The organism is Pseudonocardia abyssalis (genome assembly GCF_019263705.2).
Taxonomy (GTDB): domain Bacteria; phylum Actinomycetota; class Actinomycetes; order Mycobacteriales; family Pseudonocardiaceae; genus Pseudonocardia; species Pseudonocardia abyssalis.
The window spans coordinates 4143018-4169025 of record NZ_JADQDK010000001.1 but is presented as its reverse complement, the minus strand read 5'-3'; the positions used below and the strand labels follow the sequence as shown (position 1 = coordinate 4169025).

Below are 26008 nucleotides of genomic sequence, written 5' to 3'. Positions count from 1 at the left end.
GGAGGCAGTGATGACCGGACGCATGCATCGGGGATGGCACGGCGGGGCGGGGCGCGGCGGCCGCGGGCCGGGGCGCGGGGGCTGGCAGCAGGCCGACCTCCCCGACGCCGGCGACGCGGGCGCGTGGCTGCAGGGCCGGCTGCCCGACGGCTGGTTCGCCGGGGTGCCGGAGGTGACCGTCGACCGCGAGGAGATCGTGGTGGTCGGGGAGCTCCCGCCGGTGGACGGCACGTTCGACGACACCGAGGCGGGCCGGGCCGACCGCGCCGCCGCAGTGGCCGGGCGGATCTCGCGCTTCCGCGAGCAGACCCGCGAGGAGCGCATCGAGATCGCGCGGCAGGCCGAGCACCGCTACGGGCGCAAGGTGGCGTGGGGTGCGCGGATCGGTGAGGACGTCGAGCTGTTCACCGTGGCGTCGGTGCCGGTGATGACGCGGCTGCGGCAGCCGGAGCGGGTCGTGCTCGACACGCTGGTGGACTCCGGGGTGGCCCGGTCGCGGTCCGACGCGCTCGCGTGGGCCGTGCGGCTGGTCGGGGAGCACGCCGACGAGTGGCTCGGCGAGCTGCGCGACGCCATGGCCCGGGTCGACGAGTTGCGGGCGAAGGGTCCGACCGGCGACGAGTAGCTAGAACAGGGCGAGCCAGATCGCGATGTGGTGGCAGATCGCGGCCAGCACGGTGGCGGCGTGGAAGAACTCGTGGAACCCGAACGTCCGGGGCCACGGGTTCGGCCAGCGCGTGGCGTAGAAGACCGCGCCGATCGTGTAGAACAGCCCGCCGACCAGCAGCAGCACCAGCGCCGCGACGCCGCCGCCGCGCAGCAGGTCGGGCAGCACGAACACCGCGACGTAGCCCAGGGCCAGGTAGATCGGCACCCCCACCCAGGACGGGGCGTGCGGCCAGCGCATCTTCAGGGCGACGCCGGCCAGTGCGCCCGTCCACACGATGATCAGGACGACGCGGGCGCGGTCGGGCGCCATCGTCAGCGCGATGACCGGCGTGTACGTCCCCGCGATGAACAGGAAGATCATGGAGTGGTCGAGCCGCTTCATGATCATGCGGCTGCGGGCCGTGCGCCACGTGCGCCGGTGGTAGAGCGCGCTGATGCCGAACAGGCCGAGGATCGTGACGCTGTAGATCGACGTGGCGAGTGCCGCCCCGCCGCCGACGAGCGACGCGGAGACGGCGATCAGGGTGGCGCACGCCGCGATCGACACGGCGAACGACCAGAAGTGCAGCCAGCCCCGCATCCGCGGCTTGATCAGCGGCGGGGTGGCGGGGGATGGCGAGACGGCCCCGGCAGACACGTCCCGAGATTACGCCACGATGCCCGCGGCCCGGATGGCGTGCGGATGAATCCGTGCCCGCGGTGTGGACGATCACGCCCCGCGATCGGCGTAGGCTCTCCCGCCGTGGGAGTGCGCGAGGTGCTGTACTCGGTCTACGAGCGTCGGCTCACCCGACGGCTGGACCGGGCGGGGGGTCGTCCCCGGCACGTCGCGTTGATGCTCGACGGCAACCGCCGCTGGGCCCGCGACGCCGGTCTGGTCGACGTCAACGACGGGCACCGGGTCGGCGCGGCGAAGATCGCGGATCTCCTCGGCTGGTGCGAGGAGGCGCAGGTCGAGGTCGTGACCCTGTTCCTGCTCTCCACCGACAACCTCTCCCGGCCTCCCGCGGAGCTCGCTCCGCTGCTGGAGATCATCGCCGACGTCGTCGACGAGCTGAGCGGTCCGGCCGCCCGGTGGCGGCTGCGGGTCGTCGGGGCCCTGGACCTGCTGCCCGGCGAGATCTCGGCCCGCCTCGCGAACGCCGCGGCCCGCACCACCGGCCGTCCGGGGCTGGAGCTCAACGTGGCGGTCTGCTACGGCGGGCGCCAGGAGATCGCCGACGCGGTGCGCAAGCTGCTGCTGCAGCACGCCGAGTCGGGCACGTCGATCGAGGAGCTCGCCGAGGTGCTCGACGTCGACCACATCGCGGCGCACCTCTACACGTCCGGCCAGCCCGACCCCGACCTGGTCATCCGCACGTCCGGGGAGCAGCGGCTCTCCGGCTTCCTGCTGTGGCAGTCCGCGAACTCGGAGTTCTGGTTCTGCGAGGCGTACTGGCCGGAGTTCCGGAAGGTCGACTTCCTCCGGGCACTGCGCGACTACGCCGCCCGGCACCGCCGCTTCGGTTCCTGAAGGACGCACGACGGCACCCCGGAACGGCGGCGGCGCCGGACCCCCGAAGGGATCCGGCGCCGCCGGTACCGCTGTGGCTGCTGTCAGCCGATGTTCTGGACGATCTCGCCGCCGGAGGAGTTCTCCTGCGAGCACTCGCGCACGTCGCCGGCGCCACCCTCGTCGCTGGCCTCGGCCTCGCCCAGGATGCCCAGGGCGCCGGTCAGGTCGGCCTGCACGTCGGAGACCTGGACACCCAGGACGTTGACCGGGACGTCGTTGTTGCACGCCTGCACGGGGACGTTGGCCTCGTTGTCGGCCACGTTCACGAGGCCGTTGGTCTCGCTGTCGTCCTCGACGGAGTTGACCGCGGTGTTGCCGTCGTGGTCCCAGTCACCGTGGTCGCTCGCGAACGCGAGGGGGCTCACGGCGAGCAGGCCCGCAGCGGCGGCGGCCACGATGATTCCAGCCTTCTTCAGCACAGTTATCTCCAGTTTGTGATCCGGAACCGACCGAGGTCGAGTCCATTCAGAGTCAGCGTCCGACCGGGGAGCCCGCGCTGACTGAGGAAAACGTACCGCTCTTATTCCGACGATCCAAGCCGCGTCATCACATCGTGCGTAGCACGGTGTTTCAGATATAGATACGCCCCCTTTCGGGGGTTGTTCTCCGCGGTTTCGCGGCGGATCTCCGCACGCTGGGTCACGGCTGGACCCGGTCGGGGAACCAGCGGACACACGACAGCGGCGCCGGACCCCCGAAGGGGTCCGGCGCCGCCGGCGACACTGGCTGCTATCAGCCGATGTTCTGGATGATCTCGCCACCCGAGGAGTTCTCCTGCGAGCACGCGCGCACGTCGCCCGCGCCGCCGTCGTCGTCGGCGTCGGCCGCGCCGGCCAGGCCGAGCGCGCCGGTCAGGTCGGCCTGCACGTCGGAGACCTGGACACCCAGGACGTTGACCGGGACGTCGTTGTTGCACGCCTGGACCGGAACGTTGACCTCGTTGCCGGTCACGTTCACGAGGCCGTTGGTCTCGCTGTCGTCCTCGACCGAGTTGACGGCGTGGTTCCCGCCATCGTGGTCGTAGTCGTGGCCCTTGTCGCCCGCGAAGGCGAGCGGGCTGACCGCGAGCAGGCCCGCAGCAGCGGCGGCCACGATGATTCCAGCCTTCTTCAGCACAGTTATCTCCAGTTTGTGATCCGGAACCGACCGCAGCCGGTTCCATTCAGAGTCAGCGTCCGACCGGGGAGCCCGCGCTGACTGAGGAAAAGGTAGCGCCCGTCCGGGCGGGTAACAAACGGCGTAACCCCATCGGGTGCGGCAATCACTACGGGAATGGATACGCCCCATTTCGGGGACGTCCGGGGTGTCGGGACGCGACCGTAAAGAGTGATCAACCGGACGGTGTGTAGTTGTGGATCACCCGATGGCGGACGTAACTTTTCCCGTTCCCACGCGGAGTCATCTGCGGGCCGGATCGCCCCGGGGGCGCTGCTCCGTCCGGGCGCGTAGGTTGCCCGGATGCCGGTCGACGAGGCGGTGCGTGACTATCTGTCACTGGCCGTGGCGCTCGACCACCTCCGGCCGGGAACGATCAGTGTTCGTGCGGGTGACGGGCCGACCCCGCCCGGGCCGGTCCGGTCGCCCGGGGCGCTCGTGCGGGCGGCGGGGGAGCTGACGGTGCGGCTGCCGGGCCTGGGTCTGGAGCCCCGCCGGGAGCGGTTCCTGGCCGCCCAGCTCGTCGCGCTGGAGTCGGCGGCCCGTCGCCTCGCCGGGCAGGGGGTGCCCTACGCCGCCGCACTCCGGGCCGCGGCCGACGGGCCCGTGGGCGCCGGGGACGAGGACGGCTACCGCGCGGCCCACCGCGACCTCGACGCCCTGCTCCCCGGTTCCGGCGACCTCGCGACGCGGCTCGCCGAGCACCGTCGCCGCGACGAGGTGCCCGTCGACCTGCTCCCGGCCGCTGTCGACGCGCTGGCCGATGCCCTGCGGGAGCGGGCGCGCGACGCCGGTCTGGTGGACGGGGCGGAGAAGGTCGCGTTCGAGGTCGTCGGTGACGCGTCGTGGAGCGCGTTGCACCAGCGCTCGGGGCCCGGGAGTTCTCGGGTGCTGGTCAACGCCGGGGTCCGGCCGCGCCGGGCCGGGCTCGCGCGGCTGCTCGCCCACGAGGCGTACCCGGGCCACCATGTCGAGCAGTGGCGCCGGGAGACCGTCCTGGTGGGGGAGCGCGGATGGGCGGAGCACCGGCTCGTCGTCCTCGGCACCCCGCAGGCGCTGCTGGCCGAGGGTGCGGCCGAGAACGGGCTGTACGCCCTCGTCGGGTCCGGGTGGGGGCGCTGGGCGTCGGAGGTGCTGTCGTCGGTCGGTCTGGGGTTCGACGGCGAGCACGCCGAGCGGGTGGGGGCCGCCGTGGCCCGCCTGGCCGGGGTCCGTCTCGACGCGGCCCTGCTGTGGCACGGCGGACGGGGCCGGTCGGGAGACGCCGAGGCACACCTGCGGCGCTGGCTGCTCCTCGACGACCGCGGTGCGCGCCGGGTCCTGCGCTTCGTCGCCGATCCGCGCTGGCGCGACCACGTCGTCACCTACGTCGTGGGCGGCCCGCTCGTCCGCCGGTGGCTGGACCTCCCCGGCGCGACCCCGGCGCGGCAGTTGCGCACGCTCCACGACGAACCGTGGACCCCGTCCGGTCTCCGTGAGGAACTGCGCCGGACGGGGTGAGTTCCGCGACAGGCGGTAGGCGTCAAGCGACCAGCGGTAGGCCGTTCTGTTAATTCTCGGAGCGACTTGCCGGCCACTCACCGAGTTGCTGTTGACCGCACGGGGGTGACCGCCGGTAGCGTTCGTGGTGGCGGTACGTACCCGATGCGCACCGCCCGGGGAGGCCCTGGTCCGTGGTTCTTGCACCGGAGGGGGCCGGCACCCGGCCCTTGCGGGCGTGCGCGGCACCGCCGTGCACGGCCAGACCAGGGCCGGCCGGCCCACCGATATGTGGGCGCGGTGCCGCGCCCACGAGGGAGCATCCGTGACCGATCGTGCTGTCGCCCCTGTTTCGGCAGAGACCATCGTTACCGGCACTCGCTGCTACGTGCTCGACACCTCCGTCCTGCTGTCCGACCCGTGGTCGCTGACCCGGTTCGACGAGCACGAGGTCGTCCTGCCGCTGGTGGTCATCTCCGAGTTGGAGGGCAAGCGGCACCACCCCGAGCTGGGGTGGTTCGCCCGCACGGCGTTGCGCACGCTCGACGAGCTGCGCATCGAACACGGCCGCCTGGACGTCCCGATCCCCATCGGTGACGCGGGCGGAACGCTGCACGTCGAGCTCAACCACACCGACCCGGAGGTGCTCCCCGCGGGCTTCCGCACGGACTCGAACGACTCCCGCATCCTGGCGTGCGCGCTCAACCTCGCGGCCGAGCGCAAGCTCGACGGCCGGGGCGACGTCGTGCTGGTCACGAAGGACGTCCCGCTGCGGGTCAAGGCCGGTGCCGTCGGGCTGCAGGCCGACGAGTACCACGCCCTGGACGTGACGCCGTCCGGCTGGACCGGCATGGCCGACGTCGAGGTCACCCCCGGTGACGTCGACGCGCTGTTCAAGGACGGCTCGATCGACCACGACGTCGCCCGCGACCTGCCGGTCAACACCGGGATTCGACTGCTCGGCGGCGGGTCGGCGGCACTGGGTCGGGTCACGGCCGACAAGCGGGTGCGGCTGGTCCGCGGCGACCGCGAGGCGTTCGGCCTGCACGGGCGCTCCGCGGAGCAGCGCGTGGCACTGGACCTGTTGATGGATCCCGACGTCGGGATCGTCTCCCTCGGTGGACGGGCGGGCACGGGCAAGTCGGCACTGGCGCTGTGCGCCGGCCTGGAGGCGGTGCTCGAGCGCCAGCAGCACCGCAAGGTCGTGGTGTTCCGGCCCCTGTACGCCGTCGGCGGGCAGGAGCTCGGGTACCTGCCGGGCAGCGAGAACGAGAAGATGGCGCCCTGGGCACAGGCCGTCTTCGACACCCTCGGTGCGCTGGTCAGCGACTCGACGATGCAGGAGATCATCGCCCGCGGGCTGATCGAGGTGCTCCCGCTCACGCACATCCGCGGGCGGTCGCTGCACGACTCGTTCGTCATCGTCGACGAGGCGCAGTCGCTGGAGCGCAACGTGCTCCTGACCGTGCTCTCCCGGCTCGGCACGGCGAGCCGCGTGGTGCTCACGCACGACGTCGCCCAGCGCGACAACCTGCGCGTGGGACGCCACGACGGCATCCAGGCGGTGATCGAGAAGCTGAAGGGGCACCCGCTGTTCGCCCACGTCACGCTCACCCGCAGCGAGCGCAGCCCGATCGCGGCGCTGGTGACCGAGATGCTGGAGGGACCGCAGGCCTGACCGGTCGTGCGCGGAGACCGTGGCTCCGGCCAGGTCTCCGCGCACGGGCTCAGGCGGCGCGGAACTCCGCCGGACGCTCCGGCGATGCCTCGGCGAGGGCCTGGCGGGTTCACTCCGCGTCGTGGTCCTTGCCGTAGACGGCGGTGCCGGGCTGCTGGCGCCGCGACGGGGCGAGGGTCCCGGCGTCGACGGGATCGAACCCGAGCTGGTCGACCAGGTCGAGGGGGATCTGCTTCGCCTGCCCGTCCGCCCCGGCCACCGGCAGCGCGATCCGGCCCTCGGTGCCGGCGGGTGGGCCGCCGATGTGGCCCGCATCGATGATCATGCCCGCGCCGACGCCGGCCGCCGGACGCCATTCCCTCGGCCCGCCCACGCGGAAGTCGGGACGGGGCTGCACCGCGGTCGTGTGGGGGAGATCGTCGCCATGACCCGTCGCGCTACAGGCCGTGCGGCGTGCCCTCCGTGAAGCCCGCGGTGGTCTGCACGCCGATCACCGCGCGTTCGTGCAGCTCGGCGAGGGTGCGGGCGCCCGCGTAGGTCGCCGCGCTGCGGACGCCGGAGCAGATGCCGTCGAGGACGTCCTCCACGCCGGGGCGCTGGGGGTCCAGGAGCTGGCGCGAGCTCGAGATGCCCTCCTCGAACAGGCCCTTGAGCGCGCGCTCGTACCCGCCGTCGCCGCGGGTGCGTGCGCTGACCGCCCGCTTGCTCGCCATCCCGAACGACTCCTTGTACGCGCGGCCGTTCTCGTCACGCAGCAGGTCGCCGGGCGACTCGTAGGTACCCGCCAGCCAGGACCCGATCATCACCGCCGACGCACCGGCGGCGACCGCGAGTGCGACGTCGCGGGGGTGCCGGACGCCGCCGTCGGCCCAGATGTGCACGCCGTGCTCGCGGCCGGCCGCCGCGCACTCCAGCACCGCGGAGAACTGCGGGCGCCCGACGCCGGTCATCATCCGCGTGGTGCACATCGCGCCCGGTCCGACGCCGACCTTGACGACGTCGGCCCCGGCCTCGGCGAGATCGCGGACGCCGGACGCGGTGACGACGTTCCCGGCCACCACCGGCACCGGCGCGTCGCCCACGGCGGCCCGGACGGCGCGCAGCGCGTCGAGCATCTTGTCCTGGTGCCCGTGCGCGGTGTCGACGACGAGCACGTCGACCCCCGCGTCGAGCAGCGCCTTCGCCTTGACGGCCACGTCGCCGTTGATCCCGACCGCCGCCGCGGTACGCAGCCGCCCGGCCGCGTCCAGCGTCGGGGTGTAGACCTCCGCGCGCAGCGCGCCGAGCGGGGTGAGCAGTCCGGCGAGCCGGCCGTCGCCGTCGACGCCGAGCACCACGCGGCGCCCGGACTCGAACACCTCGCGCGGCGCGGTGGGCAGCGGCACGACGAGCGGGCCCGGGTCGAGGACGTCGGCGAGGCGGGTGAAGCGGTCGACGCCGGTGCACGCGTCCTCGTCGACGGTGCCGACCGGGCGCCCGGCTTCGTCGACGACCACGACGGTGCCGTGCGCGCGCTTGGGCAGCAGGTTGAGCGCGTCGGCGACGGCGTCGCCGGGGGTGAGGACGAGCGGGGTGTCCCAGACGGGGTGCCGCGACTTGATCCAGGCGACGATCCCCGCGACGGCCTCCGGGGCCACGTCCTGCGGGAGCACCGTGAGCCCGCCGCGGCGGGCCAGCGTCTCGGCCATCCGGCGGCCCGCGACCGCGGTCATGTTCGCCGCGACTATCGGCACCGTCGCACCCGTCCCGTCGGCCGTCGTGAGGTCGACGTCGAAGCGGGAGGTGACCGAGGACCGTCCCGGGACGAGGAAGACGTCGTCGTAGGTGAGGTCCTGGTGAGGGGTCTGACCGTCGAGGAAGCGCACGGTGACAGGACTCTACGCCGGTCAGCCGACCTCGGCGGCCAGCCCGACGGCCTCCTCGTAGATCACGCCGTAGTCCTCGACGTCGTCGGTGGCGTACCGGACCGCGAGCACCGGCACACCGTCGATCGCCCACTCCACGACGTACTCGCCGCCGGAGTCGCGGCAACCCAGCACCCCCCGGTCGAACCGCTGGAGGTGGTAGGTGTCGGTGTCGGGCCGGACGTCGCACGGCGTGCCCGGCTCGATCGTGCCGCCGTTGTTGTCGCGCACCGTCGTGGCGGCATCCGCGGCGGAGGGGTAGAGCTCGAAGCTCCAGTCGCTGCAGGCGGCCGTCGCGAGCACCGGCGGAGTGTCGTTGGGCAGGGCGCCGTCGGGGCAGGTGGCGAGCAGGGGCTCGCTGAGGTGGCCGGTGAGCTCGGCGAGGGGGTCGTCGAGCTGCGGTTCCTCGACGGCCGGCTCCGCGGTGGCCGTGGCGCCGGCAGCGGAGGGGGAGTCGGAGTTCGCGGACGACACCGCCCAGGTGACCCCCACCGCGACCGCGACGACGACGACCGCGGCCAGCGCGACGAGCAGCACCCGCCGCCCACCCGACGCCGGCTGCGCGGTCGGGCCCGCGGCCGGACCGCCCGGCGGTGGCGGTGCGGCCGCGCCGAGTGCGGTGGGGGCGTCCCGGTCGACCCGGGTGGGCGCCGCGCGGCGCGGGTCGTGCGGGGGCCCGTCCACCCGGGTCGGTGGGGCGGGGGGAGCGGAGTACCCGGGGGGAGCGGTGGTGCGGGGCGGGATCGCCGCGGTCGGCCCGGTCGGATCGGACCGGTGCTGTGCAGGGGGGTGCGGGAACACCGCGGTGCCCGGGACCGTCGGGCCGGCGGCCAGCGCGGCGCGGGCCCGGGCGGCGACCTCCCCCGCGGTGGGCACGCGGTCGGCGGGGTCCTTGGCGAGCGCGCCCGCGACCACCGCGTCGAGCCCGGCGGGGACGCCGGGCCGCACCTGTGACGGCAGGGGCGGAGGCGTGTGGGCGTGCGCCCACATCAGTGCGGGCCCGGTCCCGGCGAACGGGCGGGCGCCGGTGAGCATCTCGTGCAGCACGCAGCCCAGCGCGTAGACGTCGACGCGGCGGTCGCCGCCGTCGCCCAGGAACCGCTCGGGTGCCATGTACTCCAGCGTGCCGATCGCGGTGCCGGTGGCGGTGAGCCGGTCCCCGGTGGTCTCTGCGCTCCCGACGATCCCGAAGTCGACCAGGTAGGCGTAGTCGTCGTCCGGGAGGCCGTCGCTGAGCAGGATGTTCGACGGCTTGACGTCGCGGTGCACCAGCCCGTCGGCGTGCGCGGCGTCCAGGGCGCGCGCGACCTGGCCGATGATCCGCACCGCGCGCTCCGGGGACAGCGGGCCGGAGCGGGCGAGGACGGTGCCCAGGTCGGTGCCCTCGACGAGCCGCATGTCGATGTAGAGGCGGCCGTCGATCTCGCCGAAGTCGTGGATCGGGATGACGTGGCCCTCGCGCAGTCGCGCGACGAGCTGGGACTCGCGGCGGAACCGCTCCCGGAAGTCGTGGTCCTGCCCGAGCCCGGGGAGCAGCCGCTTGAGCGCGACCGTGCGTCCGCGGACCGTGTCGTGGGCGCGGTGGACCTCGCCCATGCCGCCGCGGCCCAGTAGTTCCTCGAGCCGGTAGGGGCCGAACATCTCCTGCGCCATGGTGCTCCGCCTCGCGGTGTCGGGGGCAGGCGAAGTCTGGCCGTTGCGCGGGCACCGGGCAAACATCGATCCGGTCTCAGGCCAGCAGGGCGCGCACCGCGTCGATCGTGTCGGCCTCGCCGGGCGTCTTGTCCGGGCGGTAGCGCAGGACGCGGGCGAAGCGCAGCGCGACACCGCCGGGGTAGCGGGTGCTGCGCTGCGCGCCGTCGAGGGCGATCTCGACGACGATCTCCGGGCGGAGCAGCACGGCGTGGTCGGACTCGGAGCGCGCCAGGCCGGGGAACGTGGCCGTCTGCCACGCCAGCAGCTCGTCGGTCATGCCCTTGAACGTCTTGCCGACCATGATCGGCTCGCCGCCGTCGGGGTCGCGGGCGCCGAGGTGGATGTTCGACAGCGATCCCGTCCGCCGTCCGTACCCCCACTCCGCACCGAGCACGACGAGATCGAGGGTGTGCGCCGGCTTGACCTTCTGCCACGCCTTCCCCCGCCGCCCCGCCAGGTACGGCGCGTCCAGCGACTTGACGACGACGCCCTCGTGCCCGGCCGACAGCGCGGCGTCGAGCACCTCGGCGGCCCGCTCCGGGGTGGGGCGGCGGACGCCGGGCATCCGCAGCGACTCGTCGACCAGGCCGGCGAGTGCGTCGAGGCGGACGTGCAGCGGCTCGTCGAGCAGGTCGGTGCCGTCGAGGTGCAGGAGGTCGAAGAAGAACGGGCTGAGCAGGGACCGATCCTCCCTGGCGTCGCTGCCGAAGCGGCTCATCGTCTCCTGGAACGGGCGGGGCCGGCCGTCGTCGCGCAGCGCGAGCGTCTCGCCGTCGAGGACGACGCTGCGGCACGGCAGGCCGCGGACCAGCTCCACCAGCTCCGGGACGCCGTCGGTGATCTCGCGCAGCGTCCGCGTCCAGATCCGCACGTCGTCGCCGTCGCGGTGGACCTGGATGCGGGCGCCGTCGAGCTTGAACTCCACGACCGGGTCCGGGACGGAGTCGAGCGCGGCGTCGAGCGACGCGCCCGGGCTCGCCAGCATCGGGCGGACGGGCCGCCCGACCTGCAGCGTGACGGCGTCGAGATCGCCGCCGGTGAGCGCGACGGCCGCGGTCTCGGGCAGCCGCCCCGACAGCATGAACGCGCGGCGCACGGACGCCGCGGGCACCTCGGAGGCGGCCGCGACCGCCTCCAGCATCACGCCTTCCAGTGCGCCCTGGCGCAGCTCACCGGTGAGCAGCCGGCGCAGGAACGCCTGCTCGTCGGCGGTGGCGGCGCCGAACAGCTCGCCGAGCAGGGCCGCGCGACGGGCGGTGGAGCCGGGGCCGGAGGTGGCGGCGAGCGCGTCGAGCAGGGCGTCGACGGCCGTGACCGCCAGCGTGGGGGCCGTCGCAGGCGGGTGGTCGAGGGCGGAGAGGGTGCGCCAGCCCGCGCCGAGCCGGCCCTGGAGTGGCTCGCCGGTGAGCCACGCCGTGGCCGCCTGCACCTCGTCGGGGGCGGCGGCGCGCAGCAGCCCGGCGAGCGCGGTGGCCTTCGCGGTGCGCGAGCGTGTCGCGCCCACGGCGGCGGAGACGGCGACGACCTCGGCCAGCAGCACGGGCCCCATCCTGCCCCGCCCGGCCCGACCCGGCTCAGCCCATCGTCTTCTGGCCGTCGATGGCCTCGCGCAGGATGTCGGCGTGGCCCGCGTGCTGGGCGGTCTCGCCGACGATGTGGACGAACACCCGCCGGGCCGAGCGGGTGGCGCCCTCCGGGAACCAGGGGGCCGCGGGCAGCGGGTGGGCGACATCGAGGCTGGGCAGGCTCTCCACCAGCGCGTCGGTGTGCTTCGCGATCTCCGCGTACTCGGCGAGCACGCCGGCGAGCGTCTCGTCCTCACGCAGGGTGAAGCTGTCGGCCTGCTCGGCCCAGCTGTCCTCGGTGGCCTCCAGCGCCGACGTGCCCTGCTCGATGAAGTCGGTCCAGCCCTTCTCGGTCAATGCCACGTGCTTGATCAACCCGCCGAGCGTCAGCTCGCTGACGGTGCTGCGCTGCCGGGCCTGCTCGTCGGTGAGGCCCTGCACCGTGAACAGCAGGAAGCCGCGCTGGGCGGCGAGGGAGTCGAGGATGTCGGCGCGCTCGGTGTTCGTCATGAGGAGAACTCTAGGAGGACCAGCGGCCAGTTCCTGACCGCAATGCCGCGATACTCGGAACATGGCCAACACGAGTTCCCGGACGCTGCGGCTGCTCTCGCTGCTGCAGACCCACCGGCACTGGCCCGGGCCCGACCTCGCGGAGCGGCTCGGGGTCTCGCCGCGCACCCTGCGCCGCGACGTCGACCGGCTGCGCGAGCTGGGCTACCCGGTCGAGGCGAGTCGCGGGGTCGACGGCGGCTACCAGCTCGCCGCGGGGGCCGCGCTGCCGCCGCTCGTCGTCGACGACGAGGAGGCCGTGGCGCTCGCCGTCGGCATGCAGGCCGCGACACAGGGCTCGGTGGCCGGGATCGAGGAGTCGGCGGTGCGCGCGCTGACCAAGGTCGTGCAGGTCATGCCGCCCCGGCTGCGCCGGCGGGTCGACGCGCTGCGGGCGGTCACCGTGCCGCTGGAGTGGGGTGCGCGCGCGGCGCCCGTCGTCGACCCGGCGGTGCTGATCGGCGTCGCCCAGGCCTGCCGCGACACCGAGCGGCTGGAGTTCTCCTACGCCGCGCCGGGTCGGGAACCGATGGCCCGCCACGTCGAGCCGCACCGGCTGGTGCCGCTGGGCCGGCGCTGGTACCTCGTGGCCTACGACCTGCACCGCCACGACTGGCGCAGCTTCCGCCTCGACCGCCTCACCGCGCCACGGACGACGGGTGCCCGGTTCCGCACCCGCGACCTGCCCGGGGCCGACGCGGCCGCGTTCGTCCGGGCCGGGCTGGAGACGGCGCAGCAGCCCGCCCGGTTCTCGGTCGAGGTGCTCGTGCACGCCCCGGCCGACCGGGTGCGCGAGCGGCTGGCGAGGTGGGCCGAGATCGAGGAGGTCGACGCCACGAGCTGCGTGCTGCGGATGACCACCGACTCCCTCGACTGGCCCGCGATGGGGCTGGGGGCGGTGGGGGCGGAGTTCGAGGTGCGGTCCCCGCCCGAGCTGGCCGACCTGCTGCGCGAGTGGGGGGAGCGGTTCCGCCGGGCGGCGGGGTGATCGGCGCCGGCCGCACGCCGCGGCCCTCGGCAGGGCGCCTCCGTGCGGCTGATCCCGATCATGTCGGGTCCGGCCGCTCGGTGGTCGGTCCTGGCCGCACGCTATGGCCCTCGGCGGGGCGCTCCGGTGCGGCTGGTCGCGATCATGGACGGACCGGGGCCACCGCCGTCGGCTCGCCGATGCCGGGCAGGCCGGCGCGGCTGACGACGTCGACGGTCAGCTCGCCCACCCCGGTGGTCACGACGAGGCGGGTCACCGGGCCGAGGAACGTGGTCGTCAGGACGGTGCCGGGCAGGCCGTCGTCGCCGACCGTCAGCTCCTCCGGTCGCATCGCCCGCTCCGGGGCGCCCGGGGTGATCACGCCGTCGGCCAGCGGCACCGCGTTCATGATCCCCACGAACTCGGCGACGAACGGCGTCGACGGGGTGGAGTAGACCTCCTGCGGCGTGCCCACCTGCTCCAGCCGGCCCGCGTTGAGCACCGCCACCCGGTCGGCGACGGCGAGCGCCTCGGCCTGGTCGTGCGTGACGAACAGCGTGGTGATGCCCTCCGCGAGCTGCAGCCTGCGGATCTCCTCGCGCAGCTGGACGCGGACGCGGGCGTCGAGCGCGGAGAGCGGTTCGTCGAGCAGCAGGACGGCGGGGGAGACGGCCAGGGCCCGCGCGAGCGCGACCCGCTGCTGCTGCCCGCCGGAGAGCTGGTGCGGGTAGGAGTCACCGCGGGACCCGAGCCCGACGAGCTCCAGCAGTTCCCCGGCCCGCGCCCGGCGCTTCGCGGGGGCCACGCGGCGCACCCGCAGCCCGAACGCGACGTTCTCCGCCGCGGTCATCGTCGGGAACAGCGAGTACGCCTGGAACACCATGCCGGTGTCGCGCTTCGCGGCCGGGACGCCGATGACGTCCGTGCCGCCCACCAGGATCGAGCCGGACGTCGGCTCGTCGAACCCGGCGAGCAGGCGCAGCGCGGTGGTCTTGCCGCAGCCCGACGGGCCGAGCAGCGCCAGCAGCTCGCCCGGCGCCAGCGTCAGGTCGAGCCCGTCGAGGGCGTGCGTCGCCCCGTAGCTGCGCCGCACGCCGCGGAACTCGACGGTCGTACCGGTCATCGAGCACTCCTACGGGCGTTTCCGGCGAAGGACACCGCGAGCAGCAGCACCCAGGTGAGGACGAGGCTGGCCAGCGTCAGTGCGACGGCGACGCCGGCCTGGCTGCGCCCGACCTCGACGATCGCCACGGGGAACGTGTCGCCGTAGAGCAGGAGCCGGGCGATGACGATCTCGCCCAGCACGAGCGCGAGCGTGAGGAACGCGGCTCCGAGCACCGCGCTGCGGATCGCGGGCAGCACCACCCGCAGCAGCGTGACGGGCAGCGACGCCCCGAGGTTGCGAGCCGCCTCCACCAGCGTGCGCAGCGGGATCGCGGCGAGCCCGTTGTCGACCGAGCGGTAGGCGAACGGCAGCGCGAGCACCACGTAGAACGGGGTGAGTGCGGTGAACGACGACGCGAACAGCGTGCGGAACACCGGCCCGTCCAGGTTGGCCTGCACGAAGGCGATGCCCGCCGCCATGACGACGGGCGGCACGACGATCGGCAGGATCGTCGCGCTCTCCAGCAGCGCCGCGGCGGCCGGGAAGCGCAGCCGCACCCACACCGCCGTCGGGACGACGAGCAGCAGCACCAGCACCGCGGTGACGACGGCGATCTGCAGCGACACCAGCAGCGCCGACAGCAGCACCTCGTCGGAGGCGATCGTCAGGTAGTTGGCGACGCCGTACCCGCCGCCGGGGACGCGCAGGCTGAACTCCGCGGCGGAGAGCAGCGGCACCAGGAAGTAGACGAGCGCGAGGCCGAGGACCACGACCCGCCAGCGGCGCCGTCTCATCGCGCCTGCCAGCGCGACGCCCTGCGCTGCAGGAGTACGTAGCCGACCATCACGACGGCGATGACGAGCACCATGTCGAGCCCGAGCGCGAGGCCGACGTTCTGCGCCCCGGCGAGCACGTTGCCCGAGAGCGCCGACGCGATCGCGGTGGGCAGCAGCGGGATCGAGCCGCTGGTCAGGGCGAGCGCGGTGGCGTACGCGGCGAACGCGTTGCCGAACAGCACGAGCGCGGCCCCGCCGAGCGCGGGCGCGAGCACGGGCAGCGCGATCCGCCGCCAGTACGTCCACGCCGACGCGCCGAGGTTCTCCGCGGCCTCCCGCCACTGCGGCAGCAGGCCCTCCAGCGCCGGGGTGATCAGGATGACCATGAGCGGGATCTGGAAGTAGACGTAGGTCAGCGCGAGGCCGGTGAGCGAGTCGATGCGGAACCCGGACGCGTAGAGGTCGACGCCGGCCGCCCGCAGGAACTGTGTCGCGAGCCCCGTCTGGCCGAGCGCGGCGATGAACGCGAACGCCAGCGGCACGCCGCCGAAGTAGGCGAGCACGCCCGACGCCGTCGAGACGATCCGGCGCAGTACCGGTTCCCCGCCCGCCCTGGTCGGCCTGCTCGTCAGCACCGCCTGGGCCAGGAACGCGCCCGCGACCGCGCCCACGAGCGCCGTGCCCGCCGACAGCACGATGCTGGAGGTGAACGCCGCCCGGTACTGCGGCTGCGTCACCGAGGCGATCACGTTGTCGAGCGTCGGGAGCCCGTCGGGGTCCGAGAGCGCGCCGCTGACCACGAAGTACAGCGGGCCGCCGAGGAAGACCAGCAGGTAGGCGACGAAGGGCACCAGGCCCAGCGCGGCCCGCCAGGACCGCTCCGACCGCACCGCCTCGCGGGGCGCGGCCGGAGCTTCCAGGAGGGTCATCTCAGGAGGTCGCCGCGGCCCAGCCCTGGGCCACCACCGCGTTCGCGGCGTCGGTCTGCTCCTGCGTCGGGAAGGCCGGCTCCCCGGCGACCGGCGGCAGCACGGCGACCAGTGCGGCGTCGGCCGTGCCCGCCTCCGTCATCGCGGTCAGGCGCGCCGGGCGGGCCTTGCCGGCCAGCCACAGGTTCTGGCCCACGTCGGAGTAGAGGAACTCCTGCCACAGCCGCGCGGCGGCGGGGTGCGGGGCGTTCTTGTTGATCGCCTGCGCGTAGTACTGCGCGAACAGCCCGTCCGACGGGACGGCGACCTGCCACTCGAACGACGCCGCGACCTTGTCGGCCTGCGTGAGGTTCAGGTAGTCCCAGTCGAGGACGATCGGGGTCTGGCCGCTCTCGATCGTGGCCGGCGTCGGGTCGACGAGGAGCAGGTTGCCGCTGTCGGCGAGCTGCCCGAAGAAGGTCAGTCCAGGGGTGATGTCGTCGAGCGAGCCGCCTCCTGCCAGCGCCGCCGCCCACACGCCCGCGAACGCCGACGCCGACGACGTCGGGTCGCCGTTGAGCGCGACCTGCCCGGCGTACTCGGGCTTGGTCAGGTCGGCGAAGGTCTGCGGGCAGGTCGCGACGAGGCCGGCGTTGCAGCCGATCGACACGAAACCGCCGTAGTCGTTGACCCACGCCCCGTCGGCGGCCTTGTTGCCCTCGGGGATCGAGTCCCAGGTCTGCACCTGGTAGGGCGCGAACAGGTCGACGTTGGAGTTGGCGAAGGACTGGCCGAGGTCGAGGACGTCGGGCGCGCGGTCCTGCGTGCCGAGCTGCTGCACCGCGTTGATCTCGTCCTGGCTGGAGCCCTCGGGGTTGGCGGACTCGACGGTGATCCCGTAGGTCTCCTCGAACGTGGAGATCATCTCGCCGTAGTTGGCCCAGTCCGGCGGCAGCGCGATGACGTTGAGCGTGCCCTCCGCCTGCGCGGCCGCGACGAGTGCGTCGAAGCCACCGCCCGCCTCGGCGGAGGTGGCGGTGGACCAGTCGGTGCCGTCGGCGGCCGGGGCCGCGCCGGAACCACCGGAGCTGACGCAGCCGCTCACAGCCAGGGTGGCGCCGATGGCGGCCACGGCGAACAGGCGTTGCATCACGGTCATCTCGAGACTCCTTCGAGGGTGCCGGCGAAGTCCGGACCGGCGCAGCATCCAGTGGGTAGGTGACCGTAGCGCGACGATCACCCGTCCCGGGAGCGTCCTGCTGCCGTCCGGCCCGTTTCGACGTCAGAACGTGACGACCCGCGTGCCCGCCACGCGGTCGTGCAGGGCCCGCTGGCGGGGGTCCCGCAGGGCCGTCACCACGCTGACGACCGGGACGGCCAGCGACAGTGCGTACGTCGTCCAGGTGACGACGGGGTCGTCCGCCCCGAGGATCAGCCGCGCGACGGCGATGTGCGCGAGCTGCCACGGAGCGATCTTCACCGCGGCGCGCACGACGCTGCGGCCCACCGACGGCCGGGCCCCGTCCGGCGTGACGACCCGCAGCCCGGCCCGGCGCTTGCCCCGGGCGGCCCAGCGCACCCCAGCGTCGCCCGCGGCGAGGAAGGCCGCGACCGGCAGCACGGTGGACGCGAGGACCGTGAGGTCGGTGGCGGGCAGCGACGGCGGCCCGGCCGGTGGCGCGATCGCCCGGACGGCGACCCCGAGGAGCGTGAGCAGCGCGAACCAGGCCGCGACGAACAGCAGGTCGTCCAGCGACGCCCGCACCCGCCGCCCGACCGGTGCGGGGGCGAGGTGGGTGGTGGGCACGGACCGACGGTAGGGCGCGGGAGCGCCGCGTGGCCATTGACGGATGTCACCGGTCAGGCCGCCGACGTGCCGCCGGTGGCCTCGGAGAGCAGGTCGGTGACGCGGACGACGCCCGTGCAGGTGCCGTGGCCGTCGACCAGCACGAGGTCGTCGTAGCTGCGGGTGCGGTCGCCGTCGAGGCAGGCCGTCACCGCGGTGTGCAGGTCGGCGGCGGCCGGGTGCGTGCGCGGGGGCTCGGCGAGCGAGGTGGCCGGGCGGTTGGCGTACAGGGCGCGGCCGAAGGGCCCGGAGATCGCGAGCAGGAACCGGTTGCGGTCGAGGAAGCCGGTGGGGCGCCGGTGCGGGTCGAGCAGCACGACGCTGCCGGCCTGCGGATGGTCGGCGAACGCCTGCCGGACGCTCTCCGCCGTGGCCTGCTCGGGCAGGCTCACCGCCGCCTGCGCCAGGTCCGCGAGAGCCGTGCGAACGGGCTGGCGCACCGCCCGCGGGACGGGCGACGGTGGCCGCACCGCACGGGGCAGGAGGTCGGGGGCCAGCAGGACCCCCGCCGTCGACGGGCGGCGCTGCGGCGCGGCGAGCAGCGGCCCCTGACCCCACGGGATGCCGTGGTCGCGCACCGCGGCGAGCTGGTCGGCGGTGCCGATCCCGGACGCGCAGACCCGCACCCCGACAGCTCTGGCCACGTCGCACAGGGCGGTGACGACGGTCCGGGCCCGCGGGTCGGCGGGCAGGCGGGCGACGAGGTGGGCGTCGATCGTGACCAGGTCGGGCTCCAGCTCGGCGACGAGATCGAGGCCGAAACCGCGACCGACGCCGTCGAACCCGATGCCGAAGCCCTCCGCGCGCAGCTCGGCGAGCCCCGCGGCGAGCGCGTCAGGGGGAGCGGCGGACAACGCCGGGTTGATGCCGAGCAGCATCGGCGGCGTCGGGAGTCCCGTGTCGCGCCGCTGCAGCGACGACCGGATCTGCAGCACCCGACGCCGTGCGGCCACCACGGAGTCGGCGAGGACGTCGACGTGCAGTGGCACGGAGGCGTCGTACCCGGTGCCGTGCAGCACCGAGGCGATCGCGATCCCGGAGTCGAACTCGGCGAGCTGGCGGGTGCCCCACACGGCGTTCGCGGCGACGCGCGTCATCTGGTCGCGGGCCTGCTGCCGCACGACCTCCATCCCGACCGGGCGGCCGGTGACCAGGTTCAGCAGTGGCTCGAACGCGAACCGCCCGTGGTCACTCACCGCTCCACGAAACCACGGACGGCCCAGTCTGCGCATGAACGATGGATGAACTGCTACCTACGGTAACCGACAATCCGCCGACCGGGTCGGTCAGCGCCCGCCGCGGGCCATCGCGAGGACGTCGAGGGCCTTGTCGAGCTGCTCCGCCGTGAGCTTGCCGCTCTCGACGTGCCCGCGCTCCAGCACGACCTCGCGGATGGTGCGCTTCTCCTTCAGCGACTGCTTCGCGATCGACGCCGTCTCCTCGTAGCCGAGGTACGTGTTCAGCGGCGTCACGATCGCGGGGCTCGACTCCGCCAGCTCGCGCGTCCGCTCGACGTCGGCCGCCATCCCGTCGACGACCTTGTCGGCGAGCAGGCGGGCGGCGTTGGCGAGCAGCCGCGCCGACTCCAGGACGTTGCGCGCCATCACCGGCATCATCACGTTGAGCTGCAGGTTGCCCTGGGTGCCGGAGAACGCGACCGTCGCGTCGTTGCCGATCACCTGCGCGGCCACCATCATCGCGGCCTCGCAGATCACCGGGTTGACCTTGCCGGGCATGATCGAGCTCCCCGGCTGCAGGTCGGGCAGATGCAGCTCGGCCAGGCCGGTGCGCGGGCCGGACCCGAGCCAGCGGATGTCGTTGGCGATCTTGAACAGGCTGACGGCGGCGGTGCGCAGCGCGCCGGATGCCTCCACCAGCGCGTCGCGGGCGCCCTGGGCCTCGATGTGGTCGGGGGCCTCGGTGAGCACGTCGAGGCCGGTGGCCGCGCGCAGCTCGTCGACGACCCCGGAGCCGAAGCCCTCGGGCGCGTTGAGCCCGGTGCCGACCGCGGTGCCGCCGATCGGGAGCTGGCCCAGGCGCGGGAGTGCGTCGCGGACGCGGGCGGCGCCGTACGTGGCCTGCGTGGCCCAGCCGCCCGCCTCCTGCCCGAGCGTGATCGGCACGGCGTCCATCAGGTGGGTGCGACCGGCCGTCACGACGTCGGCCCACTCCGCGGCGCGGCGGTTCAGCGCGGCGGCGAGGTGGTCGAGCGCCGGGGCGACGTCGGTGGCCAGCGCCTCGGTCGCGGCCAGGTGGATCGTGGTCGGGAAGACGTCGTTCGACGACTGCGACGCGTTGACGTGGTCGTTCGGGTGCACCTGCACCCCGGCGCGCAGCGCCAGCGAGGCGATCACCTCGTTCGCGTTCATGTTGGAGCTGGTGCCCGAGCCGGTCTGGAACACGTCGACGGGGAACTGGTCGTCGTGCCCACCGGCGGCCACCGCGTCGGCGGCGTCGGCGATGGCGTCCGCCCGCTCGGCGTCGAGCACCCCGATCTTCTTGTTGACGCGGGCGGCCGCGCCCTTCACCAGGCCGAGCGCCCGGATCTGGGAGCGCTCCAGCCCGCGCCCGGAGATCGGGAAGTTCTCGACGGCCCGCTGGGTCTGCGCGCGCCACAAGGCGTCGGCGGGGACCCGGATCTCGCCCATGGTGTCGTGCTCGATGCGGTAACCCTCGTCGGTCATGACCTCAGTGTTCCCCGCGCCGCCGGATACTGTCGGTGCCCCCTGTCACAGTGCGGCCATGACGGCTCACGTCGCGATCCCGCGCATCACCGCGGACGGGGTGGTGTACGAGACGGATCCGGCGTTCGACCGTCGGGAGGTGGTCTCCCGGATCAACCGCGGGGTGGGCATCCGGGCCGCGGAGTCGGGGTATCGGACGGGTGGGGGTCGGCGGGAAACGGGGTGCTCTCCGACGGTCACGACTACGAGACGTGTGGTGGACGGCGCAGCGCCCCGCGGCGTCCCGAACGACGGCCCGCCCGAGCTGGCGATCGAGGTCGGCTGAGAAGTACGCAGTTCTGCGACCGCTCACCGCCGCGGCCCGGCGGGACGCTCGCCCGGTGACCACCACCCAGAACACCGCCCCGCAGGTCGTCCGCGCCTGCTGCGAGGCCTTCGGGTGCGGCGACATCCCCACCGTGCCGTCGCGGTGGCACCCGGACCTCACCTGGACCGAGCCGGCGGGTGGCCAGCACGCCGGCCGGGGCGCGAGCGCCGCGGTGGCCCGCGGCCTCGGGCTCACCGCCCGGCGGCTCACCGCCCGGCGGTTCGCCGTGCTCGGCCTGCTCGCCGACGGTCCGACGTGCGCCCGGCCGGCCGCCGTGAAGTCGGCCTACGACCCGCAGAACGTTCCACCGCAACGTCGGGACCTCAGGCGACGACCTGCACGAGGTCGCCCCGGTCGAGCGAGCCGAAGAACTCCTGCGCCGCGGTGCGGGACAGGTGGATGCAGCCGTGCGAGAGCTGGCTGAGGCTGCCCTGGTGGAACGCGATGCCGCCGTTGAAGAACACCGAGTAGGGCATCGGGGCGTCGTAGATCGAGCTGACGTGGTCGCGGCTGTGGAAGGTGACCGGGAACGTGCCGGGCGGGGTGCGGAAGCCCGCGCGCCCGCTCGTGATCGGCACCGGCCCGTAGGTGATCCCGCCGTCGTCGAGGAGCCAGGCCTGGTCGCCCGACAGGTCGACGCACGCCCGCGCGATCGACGTACAGGGCGTGCCGGGGACGTCCACCGGCGCGACGCGGACCGACGTCACCTGCTGGCGCGACTGCTGCAGCACGACGGGCGCGGCAGGGGCGGCATCAGGCACGGCGGGGGCGGCCGGTGCCGGCGCGGCCGGGGCGGTCACCGCTTCCTGCAGGCGCGCGGGGAGCAGGCCGACCGCGGCGGTGACCGCGGCCTCCGCCGTGGGGGCCGCGCCGCCCGCGGCACCGCTGAGCAGGCCCGTCAGCGCGACGACCACCACCAGCGCCAACACCCGACGGACCCGCATGGCCACCCCCGTACCTGACCGACCGTCACGGATCGATCCCCAGGCGTAGCATCCGCCCCTTCCCCACCACGATCAACCCCGATCGGGTGGACCCGGGCTCACGATTCGATCACGTGGCGGAGCAGGTCAGGGCAGGGGTGGGGCAGAGTCGAGTGCGGCGATCTGCTGCTCGGAGAGGTCGAAGTCGACGGTGGAGTACTCCCGCAGCTTCGTGAGGCGGTGGTAGCCGTCGATCATGCGGACGGTGCCCGACTTGGAGCGCATCACGATCGACTGCGTGGTGCAGCCGCCGCCGCGGTACTGGACGCCGCGCAGCAGGTCGCCGTCGGTGATGCCGGTGGCGCAGAAGAACACGTTGTCGCCGCGCACCAGCTCGTCGGCGGTCAGGACGCGGTCGAGGTCGTGGCCCGCGGCGATGGCGCGGGCGCGCTCCTGGTCGTCCTTGGGCCACAGCCGGCCCTGCATCGCGCCGCCCATGCACTTGAGCGCGGCCGCGGTGATGATCCCCTCGGGCGTGCCGCCGATGCCGTAGAGCATGTCGACGCCGGTGTTCGGGCGGGCCGCGGAGATCGCGCCGGCCACGTCGCCGTCGGTGAGGAAGTGGATGCGGGCACCGGTGCGCCGGATGTCGGCGACGAGCTGGTCGTGGCGGGGGCGGTCGAGCACGCAGACGGTGACGTCGGTGACGTCGAGGTGCTTCGCCGCGGCGACCCGGCGGATGTTCTCCGCGACGGGCGCGGTGAGGTCGATGACGTCGGCCGCCTCCGGCCCGACGGCCAGCTTCTCCATGTAGAACACGGCCGACGGGTCGAACATCGCGCCGCGCTCGGCCACCGCGAGCACCGCGACGGAGTTGGCGATGCCCTTGGCCATCAGCGTGGTGCCGTCGATCGGGTCGACCGCGACGTCGCACCACGGGCCCTCGCCGTTGCCGACCTCCTCGCCGTTGAACAGCATGGGCGCCTCGTCCTTCTCGCCCTCGCCGATCACCACGACGCCGCGCATCGACACGCTGCCGATGAGCTGGCGCATCGCGTCGACGGCCGCGCCGTCGCCGCCGTTCTTGTCGCCCCGCCCGACCCAGCGACCGGCCGCCATCGCCGCCGCCTCCGTGACGCGGACCAGCTCCATCGCGAGGTTGCGGTCGGGCGCCTCCCGGCGCCTCGGCGTGGCGTTCGCGGGGCTGGTCATCGTTGGGCCTCCTGCAGGCGGTCGGGGAGCTCCGATCCTCGCAGATCGCCCGCGGTCGTGGGGCTCCGTCGAGGTGAGACGGCGGTCGCTCACCGGGGCGGGGATGATGGTCGGCGTGACCGATCCCGCTCCCCGCAAGCCACCTCGCTCGGCGATGACGGTGCGCGACATGATCGTCGCCATCGGGGTGCTCGCGCTCATCGTCGTCGTGATCGGCGGCATGTCCCGCGGCTGCTCGTTCAGCCCGGGCGGGCCGTCGGTCGACCCGAGCGCGCTGCCCGTCGTCGACGCCCCGACCGAGCTGCGGGCCCTCGCCCCCGACGTCCCGTTCTCGCTGCGCGTGCCCGCGGTGCCGCCGGGCTGGCGCTCCAACGCCGTCGACCAGGACCGCCTCGACCCGGCGGATCCCGCGGCCGGCCGGGCCGTCCGCACCGGGTACCTGACGACGGAGGGCCGGTACCTGCGCCTCGTCCAGAGCGACGGCGCGGAGGAGGCGGTGCTCGCCTCCGAGGCCGGGGCCGTGGTCGTGCCCGCGCAGGGCGTCACGGACGTCGGGGGGCTGGAGTTCGTCGTCTACGGCGCGCCCGACGACGAACCGATCTGGATCGCCGACCTCGACGGCGTGCGCATCCTGATCACCGGCAGCGGTGCGGAGGCCGACTTCCAGGCGCTCGCCGGCGCGGTGCTGACCGGGGAGGCCCTCCCCGCGGGCACCGCCCCGGGCTGACCCGGCGCGCACCCCGAGCCGCCGCGCGCCCGCTCGACGGTGCGCGTGGCGCGGCTCGGTGCGCGCGGGGCGCGGTCAGTCGTCGGTGCGGGCGGCCAGCGCGGTCTCGACGCGCTCGCGGGCGCCCGCGAGCTGCTCCTCGCACCGGGTGGCGAGCGCCTCGCCGCGCTCCCAGAGCGCCACCGAGTCGTCCAGTGACAGCCCGCCGGCCTCCAGCGCGCGGACCACCTCGACCAGCTCGTCGCGGGCCTGCTCGTAGCCCAACGTCCCCACTGCCGCCTGCTCAGCCATCGGCCTTCACCGCTCGCTTCCGTGTCGTCCTCTTCTTCGCGGGTGCGTCGGCGGTCACCGTCGCCAGCACCGCCCCGTCGGCGACGCGGATACGTAGTCGTACGCCGTCGACCACCTCGCCCACCGACCGCAGCACCGGCGGCGGCTCGGTGGCGTCGTCGATGCGTTGCACCACCGCGTAGCCGCGGGCCAGCGTGGCGGCCGGGCCGAGCGTCGTGAGGCGGGCGCGCAGGTGCCCGATCTCGACGCGGCGCCGGTCGAGCCCGCGCTCCACCGACCCGCGGGTCGCGTCGCGCAGCCGCTCGACCTCGGTGTGCCGCGCGTCGAGGGTGCGTAGCGGGTCGGCGAGGACCGGGCGCCCGCGCAGCGCCGTCAGCAGGCGCTCCTCGCGGTCGACCCAGCCGGCGAGGGCGCGGCGGGCGCGGTCGCGCATCCCGGCGATGCGCGCGGTCTCCTCGGCGAGGTCGGGCACCAGCCTGCGGCCCGCCTCGGTGGGGGTGGAGCAGCGGACGTCGGCGACGTGGTCGACGAGCGGGGTGTCGGGCTCGTGCCCGATCGCGGAGACGACGGGCGTGCGGCAGTCGGCGACGGCGCGGCAGAGCGTCTCGTCGGAGAACGGCAGCAGGTCCTCGACGCTGCCTCCGCCGCGGGCGAGCACGATCACGTCGACCTCGGCGTCGCGGTCGAGCCGGGCCAGCGCATCGACGATCTGCGGCACCGACAGCGCTCCCTGCGTCGCGACGTGCTCGATGCGGAAGCGGGCGGCGGGCCAGCGGGCGGTCGCGTTGGAGACGACGTCGTGCTCCGCGGCCGACGCGCGGCCGGTCACCAGGCCGATGCGGCGCGGCAGGAACGGGGGGCGGCGCTTGCGGGCGACGTCGAACAGGCCCTCGGCGGCGAGCAGCTTGCGCAGCCGCTCGATGCGCGCCAGCAGCTCCCCGACGCCGACGGCGCGGATCTCGTTGACCCGCAGGCTCAGCGTGCCGCGGCCCAGGAAGAACGACGGCCTGCCGTGCACGACGACGCGGTCGCCCTCGGCGACAGTGAGGTCGCCCCGCCCGCCCACGCCGTCACGGACGAGCCCGATCGGGGCGGTGAGCTGCAACGACACGTCGGCCGCCGGGTCGCGCAGCACGAGGAACGCTGTGCCGGTGCCGGCACGCGCGGTGACCTGCGCGAGCTGGCCCTCGACCCACACCGCACCGAGCCGGTCGACCCACTCGGCGATCTTGCGCGCCACCGTGCGGACCGGCCACGGCTGCTCGGGCGACGTGGAGGGGGTCACGCCTCCGAGACCGTGGTGATCCGGTTCGACAGCATGGTGACGAACGGCGGGCGGGCCTCGTGGGCCTGCTCCCACGCCAGCAGCACGCGCAGGTCGCCGAGCGAGAGCGTGCGCAGCTTCGCGCGGAGCTGCGGGATCGACAGCCCGGGGTACTCCGGCAGCGCGGACGGGGCGTCGGCCGTGGTGGTCTGCTCGGGGGTGGGCACCGGCTTCTCCCGGACGACCGGCACCGACCGCGAGACGCGCGGGGCCGGTCCCGGCGCGGGCGGGTCGGTGACGCGGGTGCCCGCCGGTCGCGTGGGCGGTTCGGCGACCCGGCCCTGCGGACGCAGCGCGGTGACGGAGCCGTTGGTGCGCGGCTCGTCCTCGTCGAAGGTGGCCCAGCTCGGCTTCTCCTCGACCGGGCGCAGTGCGCCGAGCGCGCGGTCGCCCTTGATCGCCACCTCGGTGACCTTCTGCTGCACCCGCATCGACGCCTGCAGCGCCTGGCTGACGGCCGTGACCGGGAACTCGACGACGAGCCGCGGCAGGTCCCGGGCCTGCTCCACGGCGAGGGCGACGATGCCGGCGGCGAGGCGCACCGGCAGGGGAAGCAGCTTCATGCTGCACAGTCTCGCCTGCTCCCGCGCTCGCGGCAGCCCGGGGTGGGTGCGACGGGACACGATGAG

At 74.3% G+C, this 26008-nt stretch carries 26 protein-coding genes; 6 read left to right on the top strand and 20 right to left on the bottom strand.

The features are described 5' to 3' along the window. The first annotated feature begins 22 nt into the window (after window positions 1-22). Window positions 23-625 carry an ATP-binding transcription factor AbmR gene (gene abmR, locus I4I81_RS20165; RefSeq protein WP_218616605.1) on the top strand — a complete coding sequence of 201 codons (603 nt, stop codon included), beginning with the start codon at window positions 23-25 and terminating at the stop codon, window positions 623-625. Here abmR and trhA read toward each other — a convergent pair whose 3' ends face one another. Next, the gene (gene trhA / locus I4I81_RS20160; RefSeq protein ID WP_218604602.1) at window positions 626-1249 is read right to left on the bottom strand and encodes a PAQR family membrane homeostasis protein TrhA; all 624 of its coding nucleotides are present in this window, start codon (window positions 1247-1249) and stop codon (window positions 626-628) included. It abuts the gene before it with no gap. 168 nt (window positions 1250-1417) lie between these two features. Between trhA and I4I81_RS20155 the strand changes: the two genes are divergently transcribed. After that, window positions 1418-2182: an isoprenyl transferase gene (locus tag I4I81_RS20155; RefSeq protein WP_226363972.1), complete on the top strand. Its 765-nt coding sequence runs from the start codon at window positions 1418-1420 to the stop codon at window positions 2180-2182. An 83-nt stretch (window positions 2183-2265) separates the two neighbouring features. Here I4I81_RS20155 and I4I81_RS20150 read toward each other — a convergent pair whose 3' ends face one another. Together I4I81_RS20150 and I4I81_RS20145 are read right to left on the bottom strand one after the other, a co-directional pair. Beyond that, a complete protein-coding gene (locus I4I81_RS20150; protein ID WP_218604598.1) occupies window positions 2266-2643 on the bottom strand; it encodes a hypothetical protein in 378 nt (125 codons plus the stop codon). A gap of 313 nt (window positions 2644-2956) precedes the next feature. Further along, window positions 2957-3340: a hypothetical protein gene (locus I4I81_RS20145; protein WP_218604597.1), complete on the bottom strand. Its 384-nt coding sequence runs from the start codon at window positions 3338-3340 to the stop codon at window positions 2957-2959. A gap of 342 nt (window positions 3341-3682) precedes the next feature. On the opposite strand from I4I81_RS20145, the gene I4I81_RS20140 reads away from it, so the two are divergent. Together I4I81_RS20140 and phoH2 are read left to right on the top strand one after the other, a co-directional pair. Beyond that, complete coding sequence (locus I4I81_RS20140) at window positions 3683-4879, top strand: DUF885 domain-containing protein (protein WP_218604596.1); 1197 nt, start codon at window positions 3683-3685, stop codon at window positions 4877-4879. A gap of 367 nt (window positions 4880-5246) precedes the next feature. Further along, window positions 5247-6536: an RNA 5'-3' helicase PhoH2 gene (gene phoH2, locus I4I81_RS20135; protein WP_372453641.1), complete on the top strand. Its 1290-nt coding sequence runs from the start codon at window positions 5247-5249 to the stop codon at window positions 6534-6536. 109 nt (window positions 6537-6645) lie between these two features. On the opposite strand, the gene I4I81_RS20130 is transcribed toward phoH2, so the two are convergent. From I4I81_RS20130 to I4I81_RS20110, 5 genes are all read right to left on the bottom strand, one after another. Continuing rightward, the gene (locus tag I4I81_RS20130) at window positions 6646-6933 is read right to left on the bottom strand and encodes an NAD(P)-binding domain-containing protein (protein ID WP_225924646.1); all 288 of its coding nucleotides are present in this window, start codon (window positions 6931-6933) and stop codon (window positions 6646-6648) included. Between the two features lie 40 nt (window positions 6934-6973). After that, window positions 6974-8401 (bottom strand): GuaB1 family IMP dehydrogenase-related protein, encoded by a 1428-nt coding sequence (locus I4I81_RS20125; protein ID WP_218604595.1) that lies wholly within the window; start codon window positions 8399-8401, stop codon window positions 6974-6976. A 21-nt stretch (window positions 8402-8422) separates the two neighbouring features. Next, a complete protein-coding gene (locus tag I4I81_RS20120; protein ID WP_225924645.1) occupies window positions 8423-10093 on the bottom strand; it encodes a serine/threonine-protein kinase in 1671 nt (556 codons plus the stop codon). Between the two features lie 76 nt (window positions 10094-10169). Then, window positions 10170-11675, bottom strand: coding sequence for an ATP-dependent DNA ligase (locus I4I81_RS20115; protein WP_218605936.1), 1506 nt, complete (start codon window positions 11673-11675; stop codon window positions 10170-10172). 34 nt (window positions 11676-11709) lie between these two features. Next, on the bottom strand, window positions 11710-12210 hold the full coding sequence (locus I4I81_RS20110; protein ID WP_218605935.1) for a DinB family protein: 501 nt from the start codon (window positions 12208-12210) through the stop codon (window positions 11710-11712). A 61-nt stretch (window positions 12211-12271) separates the two neighbouring features. Here I4I81_RS20110 and I4I81_RS20105 point away from each other — a divergent pair, with 61 nt between their 5' ends. Next, a complete protein-coding gene (locus I4I81_RS20105) occupies window positions 12272-13237 on the top strand; it encodes a helix-turn-helix transcriptional regulator (RefSeq protein ID WP_218616258.1) in 966 nt (321 codons plus the stop codon). A gap of 142 nt (window positions 13238-13379) precedes the next feature. Here the strand turns inward: I4I81_RS20105 and I4I81_RS20100 are convergent, their stop codons facing one another. From I4I81_RS20100 to glpX, 9 genes are all read right to left on the bottom strand, one after another. Beyond that, window positions 13380-14339 carry an ABC transporter ATP-binding protein gene (locus tag I4I81_RS20100; RefSeq protein WP_218604980.1) on the bottom strand — a complete coding sequence of 320 codons (960 nt, stop codon included), beginning with the start codon at window positions 14337-14339 and terminating at the stop codon, window positions 13380-13382. Further along, the gene (locus I4I81_RS20095) at window positions 14336-15115 is read right to left on the bottom strand and encodes an ABC transporter permease (protein WP_218604981.1); all 780 of its coding nucleotides are present in this window, start codon (window positions 15113-15115) and stop codon (window positions 14336-14338) included. The genes I4I81_RS20100 and I4I81_RS20095 overlap by 4 nt, the downstream gene beginning before the upstream one ends. Next, the gene (locus tag I4I81_RS20090) at window positions 15112-16026 is read right to left on the bottom strand and encodes an ABC transporter permease (protein ID WP_225924644.1); all 915 of its coding nucleotides are present in this window, start codon (window positions 16024-16026) and stop codon (window positions 15112-15114) included. Before I4I81_RS20090 ends, I4I81_RS20095 begins: the two co-directional genes overlap by 4 nt. A gap of 1 nt (window position 16027) precedes the next feature. Next, complete coding sequence (locus tag I4I81_RS20085; RefSeq protein ID WP_218604982.1) at window positions 16028-17164, bottom strand: ABC transporter substrate-binding protein; 1137 nt, start codon at window positions 17162-17164, stop codon at window positions 16028-16030. Window positions 17165-17287: 123 nt separating this feature from the next. Continuing rightward, the gene (locus I4I81_RS20080) at window positions 17288-17812 is read right to left on the bottom strand and encodes an RDD family protein (protein WP_218604983.1); all 525 of its coding nucleotides are present in this window, start codon (window positions 17810-17812) and stop codon (window positions 17288-17290) included. Between the two features lie 53 nt (window positions 17813-17865). Beyond that, the gene (locus tag I4I81_RS20075; RefSeq protein WP_218604984.1) at window positions 17866-19047 is read right to left on the bottom strand and encodes an EAL domain-containing protein; all 1182 of its coding nucleotides are present in this window, start codon (window positions 19045-19047) and stop codon (window positions 17866-17868) included. A gap of 90 nt (window positions 19048-19137) precedes the next feature. After that, window positions 19138-20535, bottom strand: coding sequence for a class II fumarate hydratase (locus I4I81_RS20070; protein ID WP_218604985.1), 1398 nt, complete (start codon window positions 20533-20535; stop codon window positions 19138-19140). Window positions 20536-21225: 690 nt separating this feature from the next. Beyond that, window positions 21226-21846, bottom strand: coding sequence for a L,D-transpeptidase (locus tag I4I81_RS20065; RefSeq protein WP_218603585.1), 621 nt, complete (start codon window positions 21844-21846; stop codon window positions 21226-21228). A gap of 126 nt (window positions 21847-21972) precedes the next feature. Then, window positions 21973-23037 carry a class II fructose-bisphosphatase gene (glpX, locus tag I4I81_RS20060; RefSeq protein WP_218603573.1) on the bottom strand — a complete coding sequence of 355 codons (1065 nt, stop codon included), beginning with the start codon at window positions 23035-23037 and terminating at the stop codon, window positions 21973-21975. Between the two features lie 115 nt (window positions 23038-23152). Between glpX and I4I81_RS20055 the strand changes: the two genes are divergently transcribed. Next, window positions 23153-23764, top strand: a complete 612-nt coding sequence (locus tag I4I81_RS20055) for a DUF4245 domain-containing protein (RefSeq protein ID WP_218603574.1) — start codon at window positions 23153-23155, stop codon at window positions 23762-23764. 75 nt (window positions 23765-23839) lie between these two features. On the opposite strand, the gene I4I81_RS20050 is transcribed toward I4I81_RS20055, so the two are convergent. The 3 genes from I4I81_RS20050 to I4I81_RS20040 are packed head-to-tail and all read right to left on the bottom strand — an operon-like array spanning window position 23840 to window position 25942. Beyond that, window positions 23840-24055 (bottom strand): exodeoxyribonuclease VII small subunit, encoded by a 216-nt coding sequence (locus tag I4I81_RS20050; RefSeq protein WP_218603575.1) that lies wholly within the window; start codon window positions 24053-24055, stop codon window positions 23840-23842. Next, entirely contained in the window at window positions 24048-25340 is a 1293-nt protein-coding gene (gene xseA / locus I4I81_RS20045) for an exodeoxyribonuclease VII large subunit (protein WP_218603576.1), read from the bottom strand. Before xseA ends, I4I81_RS20050 begins: the two co-directional genes overlap by 8 nt. Then, entirely contained in the window at window positions 25337-25942 is a 606-nt protein-coding gene (locus I4I81_RS20040; RefSeq protein ID WP_218603577.1) for a lipid droplet-associated protein, read from the bottom strand. The genes xseA and I4I81_RS20040 overlap by 4 nt, the downstream gene beginning before the upstream one ends. Window positions 25943-26008 lie beyond the last annotated feature (66 nt).

What these genes read in the sequence shown, in the direction of transcription:
- abmR (WP_218616605.1), top strand. Translation starts at nt 23, where the DNA reads ATGCATCGGGGATGGCACGGCGGGGCGGGGCGCGGCGGCCGCGGGCCG.
- trhA (WP_218604602.1), bottom strand. Translation starts at nt 1,249, where the DNA reads ATGCGGGGCTGGCTGCACTTCTGGTCGTTCGCCGTGTCGATCGCGGCG.
- I4I81_RS20140 (WP_218604596.1), top strand. Translation starts at nt 3,683, where the DNA reads ATGCCGGTCGACGAGGCGGTGCGTGACTATCTGTCACTGGCCGTGGCG.
- I4I81_RS20120 (WP_225924645.1), bottom strand. Translation starts at nt 10,093, where the DNA reads ATGGCGCAGGAGATGTTCGGCCCCTACCGGCTCGAGGAACTACTGGGC.
- I4I81_RS20110 (WP_218605935.1), bottom strand. Translation starts at nt 12,210, where the DNA reads ATGACGAACACCGAGCGCGCCGACATCCTCGACTCCCTCGCCGCCCAG.
- I4I81_RS20105 (WP_218616258.1), top strand. Translation starts at nt 12,272, where the DNA reads ATGGCCAACACGAGTTCCCGGACGCTGCGGCTGCTCTCGCTGCTGCAG.
- I4I81_RS20100 (WP_218604980.1), bottom strand. Translation starts at nt 14,339, where the DNA reads ATGACCGGTACGACCGTCGAGTTCCGCGGCGTGCGGCGCAGCTACGGG.
- I4I81_RS20095 (WP_218604981.1), bottom strand. Translation starts at nt 15,115, where the DNA reads ATGAGACGGCGCCGCTGGCGGGTCGTGGTCCTCGGCCTCGCGCTCGTC.
- I4I81_RS20090 (WP_225924644.1), bottom strand. Translation starts at nt 16,026, where the DNA reads ATGACCCTCCTGGAAGCTCCGGCCGCGCCCCGCGAGGCGGTGCGGTCG.
- I4I81_RS20085 (WP_218604982.1), bottom strand. Translation starts at nt 17,164, where the DNA reads ATGACCGTGATGCAACGCCTGTTCGCCGTGGCCGCCATCGGCGCCACC.
- I4I81_RS20070 (WP_218604985.1), bottom strand. Translation starts at nt 20,535, where the DNA reads ATGACCGACGAGGGTTACCGCATCGAGCACGACACCATGGGCGAGATC.
- I4I81_RS20065 (WP_218603585.1), bottom strand. Translation starts at nt 21,846, where the DNA reads ATGCGGGTCCGTCGGGTGTTGGCGCTGGTGGTGGTCGTCGCGCTGACG.
- glpX (WP_218603573.1), bottom strand. Translation starts at nt 23,037, where the DNA reads ATGACCAGCCCCGCGAACGCCACGCCGAGGCGCCGGGAGGCGCCCGAC.
- I4I81_RS20050 (WP_218603575.1), bottom strand. Translation starts at nt 24,055, where the DNA reads ATGGCTGAGCAGGCGGCAGTGGGGACGTTGGGCTACGAGCAGGCCCGC.
- I4I81_RS20040 (WP_218603577.1), bottom strand. Translation starts at nt 25,942, where the DNA reads ATGAAGCTGCTTCCCCTGCCGGTGCGCCTCGCCGCCGGCATCGTCGCC.